The sequence below is a fragment of the Streptomyces sp. genome, assembly GCF_019510245.1.
Classification (GTDB): domain Bacteria; phylum Actinomycetota; class Actinomycetes; order Streptomycetales; family Streptomycetaceae; genus Streptomyces.
In genome coordinates, this window is record NZ_JAEKKT010000131.1 from 25510 (window position 1) to 42556 (window position 17047).

General features: G+C 71.6%; 18 protein-coding genes. 6 read left to right on the forward strand and 12 right to left on the reverse strand.

Annotated features, from left to right (window positions below):
- Window positions 1–14: 14 nt before the first annotated feature.
- The 8 genes from JF597_RS17235 to JF597_RS17270 all read right to left on the reverse strand — a co-directional run bounded on the left by JF597_RS17235 (window position 15) and on the right by JF597_RS17270 (window position 8397).
- Entirely contained in the window at window positions 15–896 is an 882-nt protein-coding gene (locus tag JF597_RS17235; RefSeq protein ID WP_293995372.1) for a carbohydrate ABC transporter permease, read from the reverse strand.
- Window positions 893–1852 (reverse strand): carbohydrate ABC transporter permease, encoded by a 960-nt coding sequence (locus tag JF597_RS17240; protein ID WP_293995375.1) that lies wholly within the window; start codon window positions 1850–1852, stop codon window positions 893–895. The genes JF597_RS17235 and JF597_RS17240 overlap by 4 nt, the downstream gene beginning before the upstream one ends.
- A 3-nt stretch (window positions 1853–1855) precedes the next feature.
- A complete protein-coding gene (locus JF597_RS17245) occupies window positions 1856–3208 on the reverse strand; it encodes an extracellular solute-binding protein (RefSeq protein ID WP_293995377.1) in 1353 nt (450 codons plus the stop codon).
- Window positions 3209–3349: 141 nt separating this feature from the next.
- Window positions 3350–4345, reverse strand: coding sequence for a LacI family DNA-binding transcriptional regulator (locus JF597_RS17250; RefSeq protein WP_293995380.1), 996 nt, complete (start codon window positions 4343–4345; stop codon window positions 3350–3352).
- A gap of 57 nt (window positions 4346–4402) precedes the next feature.
- Window positions 4403–5218, reverse strand: a complete 816-nt coding sequence (locus JF597_RS17255; protein ID WP_293995486.1) for an ABC transporter permease — start codon at window positions 5216–5218, stop codon at window positions 4403–4405.
- 28 nt (window positions 5219–5246) lie between these two features.
- Entirely contained in the window at window positions 5247–6110 is an 864-nt protein-coding gene (locus JF597_RS17260) for an ABC transporter permease (RefSeq protein WP_293995382.1), read from the reverse strand.
- Window positions 6111–6113: 3 nt separating this feature from the next.
- Window positions 6114–7304, reverse strand: coding sequence for an ABC transporter substrate-binding protein (locus JF597_RS17265; RefSeq protein WP_293995384.1), 1191 nt, complete (start codon window positions 7302–7304; stop codon window positions 6114–6116).
- Window positions 7305–7365: 61 nt separating this feature from the next.
- Entirely contained in the window at window positions 7366–8397 is a 1032-nt protein-coding gene (locus JF597_RS17270) for an ABC transporter ATP-binding protein (RefSeq protein WP_293995387.1), read from the reverse strand.
- Window positions 8398–8520: 123 nt separating this feature from the next.
- Here JF597_RS17270 and JF597_RS17275 point away from each other — a divergent pair, with 123 nt between their 5' ends.
- Window positions 8521–9261: a GntR family transcriptional regulator gene (locus JF597_RS17275; RefSeq protein ID WP_293995390.1), complete on the forward strand. Its 741-nt coding sequence runs from the start codon at window positions 8521–8523 to the stop codon at window positions 9259–9261.
- 38 nt (window positions 9262–9299) lie between these two features.
- Complete coding sequence (locus JF597_RS17280; RefSeq protein ID WP_293995393.1) at window positions 9300–10079, forward strand: cache domain-containing protein; 780 nt, start codon at window positions 9300–9302, stop codon at window positions 10077–10079.
- A gap of 95 nt (window positions 10080–10174) precedes the next feature.
- Here the strand turns inward: JF597_RS17280 and JF597_RS17285 are convergent, their stop codons facing one another.
- A complete protein-coding gene (locus tag JF597_RS17285; protein ID WP_293995396.1) occupies window positions 10175–10843 on the reverse strand; it encodes a hypothetical protein in 669 nt (222 codons plus the stop codon).
- A gap of 250 nt (window positions 10844–11093) precedes the next feature.
- On the opposite strand from JF597_RS17285, the gene JF597_RS17290 reads away from it, so the two are divergent.
- Entirely contained in the window at window positions 11094–11750 is a 657-nt protein-coding gene (locus JF597_RS17290) for a helix-turn-helix transcriptional regulator (protein WP_293995399.1), read from the forward strand.
- Window positions 11751–11796: 46 nt separating this feature from the next.
- Window positions 11797–12360, forward strand: a complete 564-nt coding sequence (locus JF597_RS17295; protein WP_293995490.1) for a toxin-antitoxin system, toxin component — start codon at window positions 11797–11799, stop codon at window positions 12358–12360.
- A 145-nt stretch (window positions 12361–12505) separates the two neighbouring features.
- Here JF597_RS17295 and JF597_RS17300 read toward each other — a convergent pair whose 3' ends face one another.
- Entirely contained in the window at window positions 12506–13528 is a 1023-nt protein-coding gene (locus JF597_RS17300) for an alpha/beta hydrolase (RefSeq protein WP_293995402.1), read from the reverse strand.
- A gap of 243 nt (window positions 13529–13771) precedes the next feature.
- Here JF597_RS17300 and JF597_RS17305 point away from each other — a divergent pair, with 243 nt between their 5' ends.
- A complete protein-coding gene (locus JF597_RS17305; protein ID WP_293995493.1) occupies window positions 13772–13999 on the forward strand; it encodes a hypothetical protein in 228 nt (75 codons plus the stop codon).
- Window positions 14000–14023: 24 nt separating this feature from the next.
- On the opposite strand, the gene JF597_RS17310 is transcribed toward JF597_RS17305, so the two are convergent.
- Window positions 14024–14704, reverse strand: a complete 681-nt coding sequence (locus tag JF597_RS17310) for a 4'-phosphopantetheinyl transferase superfamily protein (protein WP_293995404.1) — start codon at window positions 14702–14704, stop codon at window positions 14024–14026.
- Complete coding sequence (locus JF597_RS17315) at window positions 14652–15557, reverse strand: metallophosphoesterase (RefSeq protein WP_293995407.1); 906 nt, start codon at window positions 15555–15557, stop codon at window positions 14652–14654. The genes JF597_RS17310 and JF597_RS17315 overlap by 53 nt, the downstream gene beginning before the upstream one ends.
- 322 nt (window positions 15558–15879) lie before the next feature.
- Here JF597_RS17315 and JF597_RS17320 point away from each other — a divergent pair, with 322 nt between their 5' ends.
- Window positions 15880–17001, forward strand: coding sequence for an ATP-grasp domain-containing protein (locus JF597_RS17320; protein WP_293995409.1), 1122 nt, complete (start codon window positions 15880–15882; stop codon window positions 16999–17001).
- Window positions 17002–17047: the final 46 nt, after the last annotated feature.

Here is a 17047-nt window from a genome sequence, read left to right on the forward strand (position 1 = left end):
CGGAGGAAGGGCCGTCAGCCCTTGGTGCTGCCCGCGCTGATCCCGGCGATGATGTGCCGCTGGAAGACGAGGAACAGCGCGACCATCGGGATGCTGGCGATCACCATCGCGGCGATGAGCACGGTGAGCTGGATGTTCTGCGACAGCTGGACCAGGGCCACGCTGATGGGCTGCTTGTCCGTGTCGGAGAAGACCATCAGCGGCCACAGGAAGTCCTGCCAGACCGCCACCAGGGCGAAGATCGACACGACCCCGAGGACCGGACGGGACATGGGCAGGACCACGGACCAGAGGGTGCGCAGCTTTCCGGCGCCGTCGATCTCGGCGGCCTCCAGGACGTCGCGGGGCAGCTGGTCGAAGAACCGCTTGAGGAGATAGAGGTTGAAGGCGTTGGCGACGGCCGGCAGCCAGATGCCGAGCGGGTCGTTGAGCAGGCTGGTGTGGATGAACGGCAGGGCGGCGACGGTCAGGTACTTGGGGACGACCAGGGCCTGGGCCGGCACCATCAGGGTGGCCAGGATGCCGCCGAGGATCACCTTGCCGAAGGCCGGCTTCAGCTTCGACAGGGCGTAGGCGGCGGCCGTGCAGAACACCAGCTGGAAGGCCCAGGCACCGGCGGCCTGCACCACCGTGTTCCACAGGTGCTCCGGGAGCTGCATCAGGTCCCAGGCATCGGTGTAGCCGGACAGGTGCCAGTGCCTGGGGACGACGGTGGGCGGGGTCCGGGCTATCTCGTCCGGCGACTTCATCGCCCCGGTCACCATCCAGTACACGGGGAACAGGAAGGCGAGCGCGAAGAGGACGACGACACCGGTGAAGACGCTCCAGTAGACCGCCCTCCCGCGTGGACGGGCCAGCGTCGCGGGCGAGATCAGGGTGCGGGTGGCGCCGCTCATCCGTCCTCCCCGGACCGGGTCAGCCGCAGGTACACGGCGGAGAAGATGCCGAGCAGCACCAGGAGCATCACGCTGAGCGCGCAGGCGCCGCCGAAGTCGTTGTAGAGGAAGGCGTACTTGTAGATCAGGTAGAGCACGGTGACCGTGGCGTTCTCCGGGCCGCCGCCCGTGATGACGAACGGTTCGGTGAACACCTGCATGGTGGCGATGATCTGGAGCAGCATCAGCATGAGCACGACGAACCGGGTCTGGGGGATCGTCACGTGCCGGACGCGCTGCAGGAGGTTCGCGCCGTCCAGTTCGGCGGCCTCGTACAGCTCGCCGGGGATGGACTGGAGGGCGGCCAGGTAGATCAGGACGGTGCCGCCCATGTTGGCCCAGGTGGCCACGATCACCAGGGAGACGAGCGCGGTGCCGGTGCCGTTGGTCCAGTTCGAGGTGGGCAGGTGCAGGAAGCGCAGCGTCTCGTTGGCGAGGCCGGCCCCCGGGTCGTAGAACCACTTCCACAGCAGGGCGCTGACCACCGGCGGGATCATCACCGGGAGGTAGACCACGACCCGGAAGAACGCCTTGGCGTGCCGCAGTTCGTTGAGGACCAGGGCGAGGACGAAGGGGATCGCGAAGCCGATCAGCAGGGCCAGCAGCGTGAAGGTGAGGGTGTTGCGCCAGGCCGCCGAGAACTCGGGGTCGTGCAGGACCCGGGTGAAGTTGGCGGTGCCGACCCACTCGGCCGACGAGCCGGGCGTGTACTTCTGGAAGGAGATCACGACAGCGCGGATCGCCGGGTACCAGGAGAACAGGGCGAAGCAGATCAGTCCGCCGAGCAGGAACCCGTAGGCGCTGGCCTGGTCGGTGATCCGGCGCCGCCTCCGGTCCCCTGCCGGGGGCGGCGCCGGGGTCTGCCGGGCGCCGGCCGCCGCCTGGGCGGGTCGTCGCGCGGCCGTCTTGGTCGTCACGGGTCAGCCCCTGGCCAGGATGCCGTCGATCTTGTCGTTGGCGTCCTTGAGGAGCTGGTCGATGTCGGCGTCCTTCTTGGTGAGGACCGCGGAGACGGTGCCGTCGAGGACGGAGTAGATCTGCTGGGCGTCCGGCGGCTCGATCTTCATCTGCAGCGACTGGTTGCCGTCCAGGAACGCCTGGTAGTTCTCCACCGGCACGTTGGCGTTGGCCTTCTTGACCGCCTGGTCCTTGGCGTCGGCGGCGCCGGTGAACAGGCGCGGCTCGGGCAGGCCGACGGGCGCGTTGTTCTTCTTGGCGCGGGCGTAGTCGCCGAGGAAGCCGTCACCGGGCGTGAGGAACATGGAGTCGAGCCACTTGAGGCCGGCCCGGATCTGGGCGGGGGTGTCCTTCTTGTTGAACATGTAGCCGTCGCCGCCGATGAGCGTGCCCTTGCCGCCGGGCATCGGGCCGAGGGCGAGGTCCTTGTAGTTGCCGCCCTTCTCCTTCACCAGGATCGGGATGTTGTCCGGCGCCGAGAGGTACATCCCGAGCTTGCCGGAACCCATCATCTGCTGCACGTCGTTGATGATCAGCAGCTGCTTGCTGCCCATCGAGTCGTCGCTCCAGCGCATGTCGTGCAGGTTCTGCAGGACCGCGTGGCCCTCGGGGGTGTCGACGGTCGCCGACCTGCCGTCGGCCGACACCACGTCCCCGCCCTGTGAGTACATCTCCGCGGTGAAGTGCCAGCCGCCCTGGTTCTGGGCGCTGTAGTCGGCGTACCCGACGGTCCCGTTGCCGAGCGCGGCGATCTTCCTGGCGTCGGCGCGGACCTCGTCCCAGGTCGTCGGCGGCTTGTCGGGGTCGAGGCCGGCCTGCTGGAAGAGCTTGCGGTTGTAGATCAGGCCCATCGAGTAGCCGGTGCGCGGGATGCCGTAGACCTTGCCGTCGACGGTGTAGATGTCCCGCAGCTGCTTCTGGATGGTGTCGTAGCTCTTCAAGTCCTTGAGGTACGGCGTGAGGTCGGCCGCCTGGTTGATGTCCACGACGTGCCTGGCGTCGGTGAAGTACGTGTAGAACACGTCCTCCATCTGGCCCCCGGCGAGTTTGGCGTCGAAGGTCTTCGGGTCCTGGCAGGGGAACGCGTCGTGCGCGACGACGTCGATGTCCGGGTTCTTCTTCTCGAAGGCGGCGATGTCCTGCTCGAAGAAGGACCGGTCGACCTTGGCGCTCTTCGGCGGCTCGCAGTTGACGGTGATGCGTGTCCTGCCGCTGCCCGCGTCGTCGTCGCCCGACCCGCAGGCCGTGGCGGAGAGCGCGAGTGAGGAACAGACGCCGAACGCGACGAGAGCACGGCGGAACCCGGTGCTGGACATCGGTGGACCCCCCAGAACAGGAGCAGTTGGGCGCCGCACCGGGACCGGTGGGCGCCGCACACTCAAGCACCGGCAGCACCGCCGCGCAAGATGTCACGCAGAATCTGTAATTATTCGACAGTGGATGGGATCTACCGGGCCTCAGCCTTTCGGCGCTTGCGCGGTCGACCCCCGGACGACCAGCTCGGGCTCGAACAGCAGCTCCTCCGCCGGCACGACGGTGCCGCCGATCTGCGCGTTGAGCAGCTCGACGGCGGCCCTGCCCATGGCCTCGATGGGCTGGCGGACGGTGGTGAGCGGGGGCTCGGTGCAGTTCATGAACGCCGAGTCGTCGTAGCCCACGACCGAGACCCGGGCGGGCACCTCGTACCCCTTGCGGCGCGCCGCGCGGACGGCGCCCAGGGCGAGGGGGTCGCTGGCGCAGATGATGCCGGTGACGCCCCGGTCGATGAGCCGGGCCGCGGCCGCGCGGCCGCCCTCGATGGAGAAGATCGCACGGGCCACGAACTCGTCGGGCACGCCGCCGACGGCCCGCGCCGCCGCCAGCTTGCGGGCCGAGGGGACGTGGTCGCCGGGGCCGAGGACCAAGCCGATGCGCTCGTGCCCCAGGGAGGCGAGGTGCCGCCAGGCCTGCTCGACGGCGACGGCGTCGTCGCAGGAGACGCCCGGGAAGCCGAGGTGCTCGATGGCCGCGTTGACCAGCACCACCGGGATGTTGCGGTCGGCGAGCAGCCGGTAGTGGTCGTGCGGCGCCTCGGCCTGGGCGTAGAGCCCGCCGGCGAACACCACGCCGGAGACCTGCTGTTGCAGCAGCAGCTCCACGTAGTCCGCCTCGGAGACCCCGCCCTTGGTCTGCGTGCACAGCACGGGCGTGAGGCCGAGCTGGGCCAGGGCGCCGCCGATGACCTCGGCGAACGCCGGGAAGATGGGGTTCTGGAGCTCGGGCAGGACCAGACCGACGAGCCGGGCGCGTTCACCGCGCAGCTGGGTGGGGCGTTCGTACCCGAGCACGTCGAGGGCCGAGAGCACCGCCTGCCGGGTCGCCTCGGAGACCCCCGGCTTGCCGTTGAGCACCCGGCTGACCGTGGCCTCGCTGACCCCGACCTTCTTGGCTACTTCCGCAAGTCGTCGCGTCATGCACGCAAGAGTAGCGCAATTTACGCAAGCCTTTTGCGTAACGGCCTGGATGAAGGGTCAGACGCGGCTGGCGGTCGCCGTGTCGGCCGAAAGCCGTTGCGCGACGTAGATCGGGACGACGGACAGCAGCACGAGCACCGCCGCCACCACGTTCACCACCGGCGCCTGCTGCGGGCGGGTCATGTTGTCGAAGATCCACAGGGGCAGGGTCTGGACGCCCGGACCGGCGGTGAAGGTGGTGACCACGATCTCGTCGAAGGAGAGCGCGAAGGCGAGCAGCCCGCCCGCGAGCAGCGCCGAGCGCACCAGGGGGAAGGTGACGTCGGCGAAGGCGCGGAAGGTGTCGGCGCCCAGGTCGGCCGCCGCCTCCTCATAGCTGCCGGCGGTGCGGCGCAGCCGGGCGACGACGTTGTTGAAGACGATCACCACGCAGAAGGTGGCGTGCCCGACGACCACGGTGAACAGGCCGAGCCCGACGCCGAGCGGCTCGAGGACCGTGCTGAAGGCCGAGTTGAGGGCGATGCCGGTGACGATGCCGGGCAGCGCGATCGGCAGCACGACCACGAAGGAGAGCGCGTCGCGGCCGAAGAAGCGGTACCGGGCGACCGCGAAGGCGATCAGCGTGCCGAGCACCAGGGCGATCGCAGTGGCACCGAGCCCGGCCCTGACGGAGGTCCACAGGGCCTCGCGGGCGCCGGAGCTGTGCCAGGCGGCCGACCACCAGCGGGTGGTCAGGCCGGGCGGCGGCCAGCTCGCGCTGCGGTCCGGGTTGAGGGAGTTGACGAGGACCAGCAGCAACGGCACGTAGATCACGGCGAAGCCGAGGGCGGCGGCGAGGCGGAGGGCGACACGGGCGGGCCGGGAGAGTGTCATGTGTGACATGTGACATAGCACCCTGTTGTCAGAGGCTGCTCAACGCCCCCGTCCGCCGCATCGCCAGCAGGTACAGCACGATGACGACGACCGGGACGGTGGCGAGGGCGGCGGCCATGGGCAGGTTGAGTTCGATGTTGGCGTAGACGAGGTTGCCGATGAGCTGGGTCTTGCCGCCGACGATCTGCACGGTGATGTAGTCGCCGAGGCTGAGCGAGAAGGTGAACACCGATCCGGCGGCGACCGACGGCAGCACCATCGGCAGCACCACGGACCGGAAGGTCCGCCCCGCCCGGGCGCCCAGGTCCGCCGAGGCGTCGAGGAGGGTCTCGGGCAGCTGCTCCAGCGCGGTGTGGATCGGCAGGATCATGTAGGGCAGCCACAGGTAGGTCAGAGTCAGCACGGTGGCCGGCAGTCCGAAGCCCGGCCCGCTCAGCCCGAACGGCTTCAGCAGCCAGTCGGCGAGCCCGCCCTCGGACAGGATCAGCCGCCACGCGTACACCTTGACCAGGTAACTCGCCCACAGCGGCGTGAGGATGGCGACCACGAGGAGCGGGCGCCGGCTCGGCTTGGCGATGCGGGCGGTGTAGAAGGCGACCGGGAAGGCGAGCACCGCGCACAGGGCGGTCACCGCGAGGGCGACGCCGACGCTGCGCAGGATCACCTGCCGGAACACCGGCGTCGTGAACAGCTCGTGGAAGTTGTCGGTCGACCAGACCTTGACGACCTCGGAGGTGAAGGAGTCCGTCGTCCAGAACGCGGAGACGAACAGCACGGCCAGTGAGCCGAGATAGAGCACCGCCAGCCACAGCAGCGGGGCGGTCAGCAGCAGCGCGAGGCGGAGCCGGGGGCGCCGGTGCAGCGCCCCCGCGGTCCGGGTGAGCAGGGCCATGGGTCAGCCCTTGATCTCGGTCCAGGCCTGTACCCACTTGGCGTACGGCACGCACGTGACGTCGGTGCGGCCGTCCAGGCACTGCTCGATGGGCGTGTTCCAGAAGGCGATGTTCTTCCAGTAGCTCTCGTCGGCCGCGTGGTAGGTCGTGCAGAAGTTCTTGTCGCTGGTCAGGGCGCAGGCCTTGGCGTTGGCGGGGGCCTCGCCGAAGTACTCGGCGACCTCGGCGTTGACCTTCGGGGAGACGATCCAGTTCAGCCATTTGTAGGCGCAGTTGGGGTGCTTGGCCTTGGCGGAGACCATCCAGGTGTCGGACCAGCCGGTGGAGCCCTCCTTGGGCACGAAGGCCTTCACCTTGGCGCCCTCGCCGGCGGCCAGGTTGGCGATGACCTGCCAGCTGGTGCCGATGACGGAGTCGCCGCTCTTGAAGGCGGAGATCTCCTTGAGGTAGTCGCTCCAGTACTCGCCGATGTCCGCGTTCTGCTTCTTCAGCAGGGCCACGGCCGCGTCGAACTGCTTCTGGTCGAGCGCGTAGGGGTCCTTGATCTTCAGCTCGGGCTTGGTGGCCTTGAGGTACAGGGCCGCGTCGGCGATGTAGATCGGCGAGTCGTAGGCGGTGACATGGCCCTTGTACGCGCCGGCGTCGTCGAAGACGGCCGACCAGGAGGTGGGCGCGGGGCTGACCTTCTGGGTGTTGTACATCAGCAGGTTGGCGCCGCGGCCGTGCGGGATGCCGTACATCTGGCCCTTGACCGAGTTCCAGGCACCGTTCTTCAGGCCGCTGAAGACGTCCTTGTAGTTCGGAACGAGCTTGGTGTTGACCGGGGCCGCGTCGCCGGAGGCGATCAGGCGCAGGGAGGCGTCGCCGGAGGCGGAGACGGCGTCGTACTGGCCGGTCTTCATCAGTTTGACCATCTCGTCGGAGCTCGCGGCGACCTTGGAGTTGACCTGGCAACCGGTCTGCTTCTCGAAGTCGGTGACCCAGTCCACCTTGGGGTCGTCGGAGCCGTCCTCGACGTAGCCGGCCCAGGCGATCAGGTTCACCTGGCCCTCGGACCTGCCGAGTTCGGCCAGGGGCTTGAGGTCGGGCGGGTTGAGGCCGGTCGAGGAGCCGGAGCCGGAGGAGCCGCAGGCGGTGGCGGCCAGCAGCAGCGCGGCGAAGGCGGCCGCGGTGAGGGGACGGGTGAGGCGCACGGCGTACTCCAGACGTGAGGGACGGCGGATCCGGACGTGAGGGGACGGCGGGTCGGGCGGGTCAGTCGGGGACGCGGACGGTGTGCCGGCGCGGCCAGCGCAGCCGGACGCGGGTGCCGCGGTAGGCGGTGACGTCCTCGGCGGAGGTGTCGAGGTTCTGCTGGAGCGCGGTGAGGCGGCCGCCGCCGTCCAGGTCGACCAGGAAGCGGGTGGCGTCGCCGAGGTAGACCACCTCGGCGACGGTGCCGTGCGCGGTGACCTGCCCTTCCGGGTCCGGGTCGGCGGTCTCGCCGAGGACCCGGATCTTCTCCGGGCGGACGCTGTGGGTGCCGCTCTCGCCGAGCACGCGCAGCGCGGTCTCGCCGGTGAGCAGGTTGGAGGTGCCGACGAAGGAGGCGACGAACGAGGTCTCGGGGCGTTCGTAGATCTCGGCGGGGGTGCCGACCTGTTCGATGCGGCCCTGGTGGAAGACGGCGACGCGGTCGCTCATCGTCAGGGCCTCCTCCTGGTCGTGGGTGACGAAGACGAAGGTGATGCCGACCTCGCGCTGCAGGGCCTTGAGTTCGATCTGCATCTGCTCGCGGAGTTTCAGGTCGAGGGCGCCGAGGGGCTCGTCCAGGAGCAGCACACGAGGGCGTCCGACGAGGGCGCGGGCGAGGGCGACGCGCTGGCGCTGGCCGCCGGAGAGCTGGGAGGGGCGCCGGGTGCCGTAGCCGTCGAGGCGGACCTCGGCGAGGGCCTTGCGGGCGCGGACCAGGCGTTCGGCCTTGTGGACGCCGCGGACCTTGAGGGAGTAGGCGACGTTCTGCTCGACGCTCATGTGCGGGAACAGGGCGTAGTCCTGGAAGACGGTGTGCACGTCGCGTTCGAAGGGGGCGCGGCGGGTGACGTCCTGCCCGGCCAGCTCGATCGTGCCCGAGGTGGGCGTCTCGAAGCCGGCGATCAGGCGCAGCACGGTGGTCTTGCCGGAGCCGGAGGGGCCGAGCATCGAGAAGAACTCGCCGTCCCGGATCTCCAGGTCGACCCCGGCCACGGCGCTCGTGTCGCCGAACGACTTCCGCAGATCCCGCAACCGGATCGCGCTGGCCTCCATGGGCGGGAACCTCTCTGCCGCTCTCGTGCGTTGCACCTGGTGATCGGAAAGATATGAAGTCATAGTTCACATCTCAAGACCCTTCCGAGGTAAAGGTTGGGTCAACGCATAGGGTGGTGGGCCGTGAGACAGCACCAGACCGTGGGCGGGGCCCGGAAGGCCGTCTTCGCCCCGGTGGACAGCGGGGCCCGGGTCGACGCCGTGGTCCGCCGGATCGGCGACGCCATCGAGCTCGGGCTGCTCTCCGACGGGGAGCAGCTGCCCGGCGAGACCGAGCTGGCGGGACGGCTCGGGGTCTCCACGGTGACCCTGCGGGAGGCGCTGATGGCCCTGCGCCAGCAGGGACTGGTCGTCACCCGCCGGGGCCGGGGCGGCGGCAGCTTCGTGTCCTCCCCGGAGGTGCCGGACCGGGAGCGGCTCACGCAGCGGCTGCGCGGCTGGAGCCCCGAGGAGCTGCGCGACCTCGGCGACCACTGGGCGGCCCTGTCCGGCACCGCCGCCGAGCTCGCGGCGCAGCGCACCGAGGACCACGACCTCGACCAGCTCCGCCGGACCACCGAGGAGCTGCGGTGGGCGCCGGACGCGGCGGCGCGCAGCCGGGTGTACGGCCGCTTCCACGTGGAGCTGGCCGCCGCCGCCCAGTCGGCCCGGCTCACCCGGGAACAGGTCGCGCTGCAGGCGGAGGTCGGGGCGCTGCTGTGCCTTGTGCTCGGGGACGACGAATATCGTGAAGAGGTGGCGGACCGTCACCGGTCCGTGATCTCGGCCGTGCAGGATGGGGCGCACACATCGGCCAGGGAGCTGGCCGAGCGGTGCGTACGGGGCTCGACGGCGCGGCTCATCGCCCTGCGGCTGGCCCTGTAGCCGCGCCGCGCCCGCTCCCCCGTCCGCCGGAGGGCACCATGAGCCGCGGCACCGTCCCCTCCGGTCCGGCGGCGGCCACGCTCGACGCCGCCGAGGAGTACGTGGCCGCGCGGGTCGGCCACGCCCTGGAGGCGGTGTTCGACGCCGTCGCGGCCACCCGTGCCGACACGGCCGCGCTGCTGGCCCGGGTGGCCGCCGAGGGCCGCCGGCCGGTGACCGCGGACCTGGCCGCGCTCCGCCCCGGGCTCCATCTGCGCCTCGCCCGGCAGGAGTTGGTCTCCGGTGTCGGGTTCGTGGCCGCGCCCGGGGTGCTGGCCGACGTGCCGGCATGGCTGGAGTGGTGGCAGAGCGACGCCTCCGGGGACGTACGGCCGCTCCTCCTCGACCTGGACCCGCGCACCTCCGCCTACTCGGACTACACGCACTGGGACTGGTTCGCGCTGCCCCGGGAGACCGGGCGGCGGGCGGTGGCCGGGCCGTACGTGGACTACCTCTGCTCGGACGAGTACAGCCTCACGCTGTCCGCGCCGGTGGAGGTGGGCGGCCGGTTCCTGGGCGTGGCCGCGGCCGACGTGTACCTGCGGCACTTCGAGGCGGCCGCGCTGCCGCTGCTGCGCGAGCTGCCCGGACCCGCGCGGCTGGTCAACGCCCGCGGCCGGGTGGCGGCGTCGGCGGACCCGGCGCAGCTGGCCGGTTCGCTGGCCAAGGGGCCGGACTTCGCGGCGGTCCTGGAGAGCGGGCGGGCGGGCACGTTCGGCGGGCTGCGGCTGGTGCCGTGCCGGGGCGTGCCGCTGGTCCTGGTGGTGGCGGGCGGATGAGGCGGCGCCGGGACGCGGCGAGGCGGGGCCGGGCGAGGGCCGGCGCCGGCGTCCGGCCCGGCGCCGTCGGCGACCTGAACGCCGACGGTGCCGGGTCAGCCTTCGGGGGCCGGGACGACGGTCAGATGGGCACCCAGACCGCCGGGCCGCCGGGAGCGGCGCGGGGCGGCGGGGCGGGGGACGGCGCGCAGCACCAGCGTGTAACGCGCGTAGCCCATGTCCTGAAGGGTCTTGGGGGTTTCGCCGACGACCCGGCACTCGGTGGCGCCCAGCAGCGGGTCCGGGTGCAGCAGCAGCCGGACGGCTCCGTCGAGCTGTGCGCCGCCCTCGCCGACCGCGCGCAGCCAGTGCGGCAGGCCCTGCCGGAAGGCGGCCTCCATGATGGGGTCCTGGGCGATCTCCCGGCGGATCGCCTGGAGTCCGTGGTCGTGGCCGTACCGCTCCAGGGTGGTCTTGAACTGGGCCAGCATCGGCAGGCACCAGCCGTCCTCGTGGGCGCCGAGAATCGTTCCGGCATCCGGGTGGAACAGGACGAAACGTAGGAAGTTGTCCCCGGGCATCGCGGTGGGATGCGGGGCGACCGCCCGGAAAAGTGTCTCGAACGCGTCGTTGGCCAGCACCACGTCCCAGCGGTGGTCCACCACCAGGGACGGGAAGGGGACGGCGTCCAGCAGTAACACGTAGTCCTGGAGGTACGCCTGGGCCTCAAGGCTCTCGGGGACGGGCCGCGGCGCCGGCCGCTGCCCACCTGCCTGATATGCCATCGGGAGGTCACCCCTCTTGCCTATGCGGCCTTCTCGCGGCGTTGTGATCCTGCTGCCCCACCCGGAGTCATGTCAACTATCGTGGCATTTCATGCCCGTTGACGTCTGAAATTGGCCACAGTTGTGGCGAGACCTGGATGTGCGTTCGAACGACCCGCTACTCTCCGGGGGGTCGCGCGGGTGCCGGGAAGTTCACGGCGCAGCTTGTGAGAAGCCCCTGATTCCCTTGAGAGACGTAGGAGTTCTGTCGGTGACGGATGGCTACGAGGATCCGGGCGCCACGGCGACCGCCCAGCTGCCGGCCGCCGTCGCCCGCGTCACCGCGCTCGCCGACCGGCTCGGCGTCGCGCACGCCGAGGTCCTCCACGTCGGACGGCTCTCCCACGCCTGCGGTGTCCCCGAGCCCGTCGTCCGGGCGCTGCTGACCGGCCGCCCGGCGGGCGAACCCGACGTCCAGGCCCGCTTCCTGCAGCGCCTCGACCTGCTGCGCCGCACCCGGCTCAAGCCGAACGGCCGCAGGCACACCCAGCAGGAGATCGCCGACGGCGCGGGCATGTCCCGGCAGCAGGCGGGCGCCCTCATCAACGGTGACCGGCGGCCGACCATGGAGCACTGCGACGCCCTCCAGCGCTTCTTCCGCGTGCACGCGGGGTTCCTCACGGCCGAGGACCCGGAGGCCCTCGCCGGTGCCCTGCAGCGCGTCGAGCAGGAGCTGTTGCAGAAGCTCGCCGACCGGGAGCGGGCCGCGGCCGAGGCGGCCGAGGACCCGCTGGAGCGGCTTCTGCAGGACCACGGGGTGCGCGGCATCGCCTGGCGGGCCGCCCAGCTGCCCACCGACCAGCACCGGGACAAGGTCGCGGAATGGCTGGACATGCTCCTGGAGAGCGTCAAGCGGCCCGAGTCGTGAGCCGAGAGTCGTGACCCGAGGGAGGAAAGTGGGCATCGGCAGGGACATGCGCCGGCTGAGCGGTGACCTGGTCGGGGAACTGACCCTGCCCCCGCCCGCGCCGCCGCAGGAGCTGTACCGGGCGCTGTGCGACGCGCTGGGCCGCCGCCGCGGCCGCCCCGTGCAGTTCCGTACGGCCGTCTTCCCGCCCGGCACGGCCAGCGGGCTGTGGCTGGACCTGGCCGACCGCGACCTGGTCGTCGTCGAGGAACGCACTGTGCCCGACCATCAGTTGGTGATCCTCGGTCACGAGCTGTGGCACATGCACGCCGAGCACTGCGGCCATGACGTGGAGGGGGTCGGGGTGGCCGCGCGGCTGCTCGGCGCGGTCACCGGCACCGGCTCCGACGCGGGCACCGAGGCCGACCGGGACGCGCTCCAGGCTGCCGTCCAGCGGGTGGTCGCCCGCACCCGCTTCGACCGGGCCGAGGAACGGGACGCGGAGACCTTCGGGCTGCTGCTGGCCAGCAAGTGCCGGACCTGGCTCGCGGGTTCGGCGCTGCGCGGGCCGGCGCGACGGCACGACGTGGCGGGCCGCATCGAGACGTCACTGGGCTACCTGGGCAAGTGACCCACCCCCGGGGCGGAACCATGTCCGCACGCCCGGGACGGGTGCCGGGCCCGGGACGGGTGCCGGGCCCGGCCGGTCGTCGTCCCGCCGTTCCGTCGCGGCGGCGGGGATGCCGGGGCCGCGACCGGCGCTGCGCGGCGCGGACTCAGGTGGCGCTGCGCTCGCTGGCCGCGCGCAGGTCTCGCTGCGCGGCCGGGCCGGGTCCGGGGTCGGGGCGGCCGTCGAGGAGCAGGCTGCGCCAGTGCTCGCGGCTCCAGTCCGCCGGGGCGGTGGTGGCGGTGAAATCCTGGACCAGGGCGACGAACCGGGCCGGGTCGGTGTGGAACGGGAAGTGCCCGGCGCCCTCGAAGATCTCCAGCCGGGCGCCGGGCATCGCCTCGCGGGCGCGGTGGGCGTGCCGGACCGGGACCACGCTGTCGCGGTCGCCCCACAGGAGCATGGTCGGCATGCCCTCGGTGAGATAGCAGCGGTCCAGCATGGTGACGACCTGGCCGCGCCAGTCGACGACCGCGCGCAGGGTGCGGACGAAGGCGTTGCGGGAGGTCTCGTCGGGGAGCGCGTCGACCAGCGTGAGCAGTTCCGGGGCGTCCTGGCCGAGGCCGGTGTCCAGGAGCCTCAGCAGGCGTACGGCCAGGCCCACTTGGAGGCGCATGCCGGGCAGCCGGAGCGCCGACAGCAGCAGGTGGGCTCCGGGGAGCGAGACGAGCCGGAGCGCCGGGTTGACCTCGCGTCCCACCCCGCCTGCGCTGACCAGGATGAGCCGCTCGGTGCGCTCGGGGAACTGGTAGGCGAACTGCATCGCGACTCCCCCGCCGAGCGAGTGCCCGACGAGGGTCGCGGACTCGATGCCCAGGGTGGTCAGCAGGTCCCGCACCCCGTTGGCGTAGGCGGCGACCGAGTAGTCGGCCCGCGGTTTGTCCGACTCGCCGTGGCCGAGCAGGTCGGGGGCGATCACGGTGTGGGTGCGGGCGAGGTCGGGGATGAGCCGTGCCCAGGTCGCCGAGGAGTCCCCGATGCCGTGGACGAGGACCAGGGCGGGCCCGTCGCCGGCGATGCGGTAGGCGCGCCGGTAGCCGTGCACGACCCGGTGGCGCGTCTCCAGTTCGCCGTCGCCCACCGGGCGCAGGTGCGCGGTGCGCTGCGGACGGCTGGGCACCGCTTCTGACACGGTCGGCCTCCCCCGCTGTCCCGGGCCCGCTGCGACCCGGCCGGATGCGTCTCCTTCCAGGGTAGGAAGACTTTTCCCCGGGGAGTTTCGGTGAGGTTTCGCCTCGGCTAAGCGAGCGAACCGAGGGCCGGCACGGGGGCGTTGTCAGTGGTGACCGGCAAGCTGGGGGGTGCGCACCGCACACCGGGTGTGCCCGCGCCGTCCGGGCGCGTGACCACGACGACCGACGGGGAGAGCCGACCGATGCACACCGCCGTACTGACCGACCGTGAACGCGCCGCCGTCCAGGCCTATCTGCGGCTGCTGCACACCGTGCGCGCGGCCTTCGACGGACCGCCCGACGCCCCGCGCCCCTTCGTGGTGCCACCCGCCGTGCTCGCCGAGGCCGAGGATGCCCTGGCCGGCGCCGGACTGGCGGGCAACGAGGAGGCGTTCTTCCGGCTGCTGCACGACTGGTGCCCACCCACCTGAGCCTGCGCGGTGCGTCAGGGGGCGTCAGGGGTGCGGCACGACCACGGCCGAGGTCAGTATGCCGTGCCCCACGCTCCAGCGGCCCTCGAAGACCTCCAGCCGCCGCCCGCCGACCTCCGGGCCGGGGACGAGGAGGCGGGCACGCAGGGTGCCGCACGGCCGCTCACCGGGCTCCGGGAGGAGCTCTATGTCGGCCTCCATGAAGTCCAGCCACTTCCCGGTGAGGGGGAACCACGCCTTGTAGACGGACTCCTTGGCGCTGAACAGCAGCCGGTCCCAGTGCACGCCGGGCCGTTCGGCCGCGAGCAGGCCGAGGCGCTGCCGCTCGGCGGGCAGCAGCACGGCCTCGGCGACGCCCTCGGGGAGCGCGGCATGCGGCTCGGCGTCGATGCCGAGGGAGGCCAGGTCGGTGGCGCGGACCAGGGCGGCGGCGCAGTAGCCCTCGCAGTGGGTCATGCTGCCGACCAGCCCGTCCGGCCAGCGCGGGGCGCCGCGCTCGCCGCTCAGGACGGGCTGCGGCGGGACTCCCAGCTTCTCCATGGCACTGCGCGCGCAGGCGCGCACGGCGGAGAACTCGCGTCGCCGCTTGGGCACGGCCCGGGCGACCAGTGCCGCCTCCTCGGGGTAGAGCGGGGCCTCGCGGATCGCCTCGTCACCGAGCATCTCCACGGCCACCACCGACTCCGGGAGCAGCTCCTCGATCACCGGTTCCGACCTCCATCGGCAGAATGCGGCGCAGCCGGCCCGGTTCCCCGGACCGCTTGCGCCACTCGCGGGGATATCCCACGGAGACTTCTTCGAAGCGGACCCCGTCGAGCCAGGTGGTCCGCGGGATGTGCAGATGACCGTAGACCATGGCGGCGACGCGGAACCGCCGGTGCCAGTCGGCGGTGCGGGTGGTGCCGCACCACATGGCGAACTCCGGGTACCAGAGGACGTCCATGGGGTGCCGGTCCAGCGGATAGTGCCCCGCCAGCACCGTCGGCAGCTCCTGTGGCAGCTCGGCGAGCCGGCGCTCGGTCTCCTCGACCCGGGCCCGGCACCAGTCCTCGCGGGTCGGGTAGGGGTCGGGGTGCAGCAGGTACTCGTCGTTGCAGACGACGCCGGTGCCGTGCGCGTACGCGAGGCCCTCCTCCTTCGTGGCACAGCCGGCCGGCAGGAAGGAGTAGTCGTACAGCAGGAACAGCGGCGCGACGACGACCGGGCCGCCCGGGCCCTCCCAGACGGGGTACGGGTCCTCGGGGGTGAGCACGCCCAGCTCCCGGCAGAGGCCGACGAGGTGCTCGTAGCGGGCGACCCCGCGCAGGGTGACCGGGTCCTTGGAGTGGGTCCACAGGTCGTGGTTGCCGGGGGCCCACAGCACCTTGCGGAAGCGGCCGGCGAGGGTCTCCAGCACCCAGCGGATGTCCGCGACGGTCTCCGCGATGTCACCGGCGACGATCAGCCAGTCCTCGTCCGTCTCGGGCCGCATCTTCTCGACGAGCTCGCGGTTCTCCGGATACGAGATGTGCAGGTCGCTGATGGCCAGCAACTGCCCGGCACCGGCCGTGGACTCCACCCCGTACCCCTTCCGATCATGTCGTCGGTCCCCACCACAGCACATTTCGAGGGCCGGGAACAAGAACACCCGCCCGGGGGCCGGCGCCGGGTTTCGGGCCGTCAAGGAAACCGGCGGGGACGGTGCAGGAAAACGCGCGTGGACAGGACGGGGAAATCCGTAACACTCGCGTTGCACGCGGGGCCCCTCGAAAGCCGTATGATCCCCCCAACACCACCGCCACGAACTTCCCTTCGTCCAGGGCGGTTTGGTGTCCCTCCAACCAACCTGCCCGGGCACGGGCCCGCTGCGCCCTGCCCGAAAACCCCGAAAGGCGGCTTTAATGCGCTCTCGCGTACGCGTCTGGCTCAACCGCACGTACGCGGAGAACGTGTTCTTCATGGAGCAGCTGCGGAGAAATCCCAGCGACCGGGCGGTCGAGATCCACGCGACGCACGGTGACGCCGACTCCCCCGTGCTGGCCGCCGCCGACACCGCCGACCTGGAGCCGGAGGGCCTGTCCCCGGCCGCCTACGTCGAGTACGCCCTCGACCAGTGCCAGCGTCGTGGCATCGATGTCTTCGTGCCCCGGCTGCACCAGTCGGCGATCGTGGCCCACCGGGCCGACTTCGAGGCGGTCGGCACGGCCCTGCTGGCGCCGACGCCGGAGGGCACCGCGGTCTTCGAGGACAAGGCGACCGCGTACGAGGCGGTGAGCTCGGTGGGCGTCCCGGTGCCGCCCTGGTCGCGGGTCCGGACGGCGGACGAACTCGTCGCGGCGGTCGAGAAGTTGGAGGCCGACGGCCACAAGGCCTGCTTCAAGCCGGCCGCCGGTGCGGGTGGGGTCGGCTTCCGCGTGATCACGCGCGCCCCCTTCTCGCTCTTCCACCTCAACGGCTTCCCCGGCCCCTACGTCCAGCTCGACCTGGTCGTGGACGCGCTGCGGCGGGCCGAGGAGCCGGTGGACTGGCTGGTGATGCCGCGACTGGAGGAGCCGGAGGTGTCCGTCGACTGCCTCACCGGTCCGGACAACCGCATCCGGCTGGCCGTGGGCCGCACCAAGAAGGGGCGCCGGCGCGGGTTCACCCTCGACGAGCAGTGGCTGAAGCCGGCGCGGATCATCGCCGAGGGGTTCGGGCTGCACTACCTGTCCAACATCCAGTTCCGGATGTACGGCGACCAGCCGGTGCTGCTCGATGTCAACACGCGGCCGGCCGGGGGGTTGCACCAGCTGTCGCTCTGCGGGGTCAACGCGCCCTGGGCGGCCGTGCAGTTGGCGCTGGGCGAGGACCCCGGGGTGATCGAGCCGCCGTTCCTGGGGCAGGACTACGCGGTGGTGTCGGGGCCGAAGCCCGTACTCCCGTCGGTTCCCGTGCAGCGTGAGGAGGCCGACGTGGTGCTGGCGCCGGCGTTGCCGGTGGAAGTGGAGTCGGTGGACGCTGCGGCTGCGGTGTTGCCGCTCTAGGTTGGCGGCCGGGTGCTGCGCCGTCGTGGTTGCTCGCGCAGTTCCC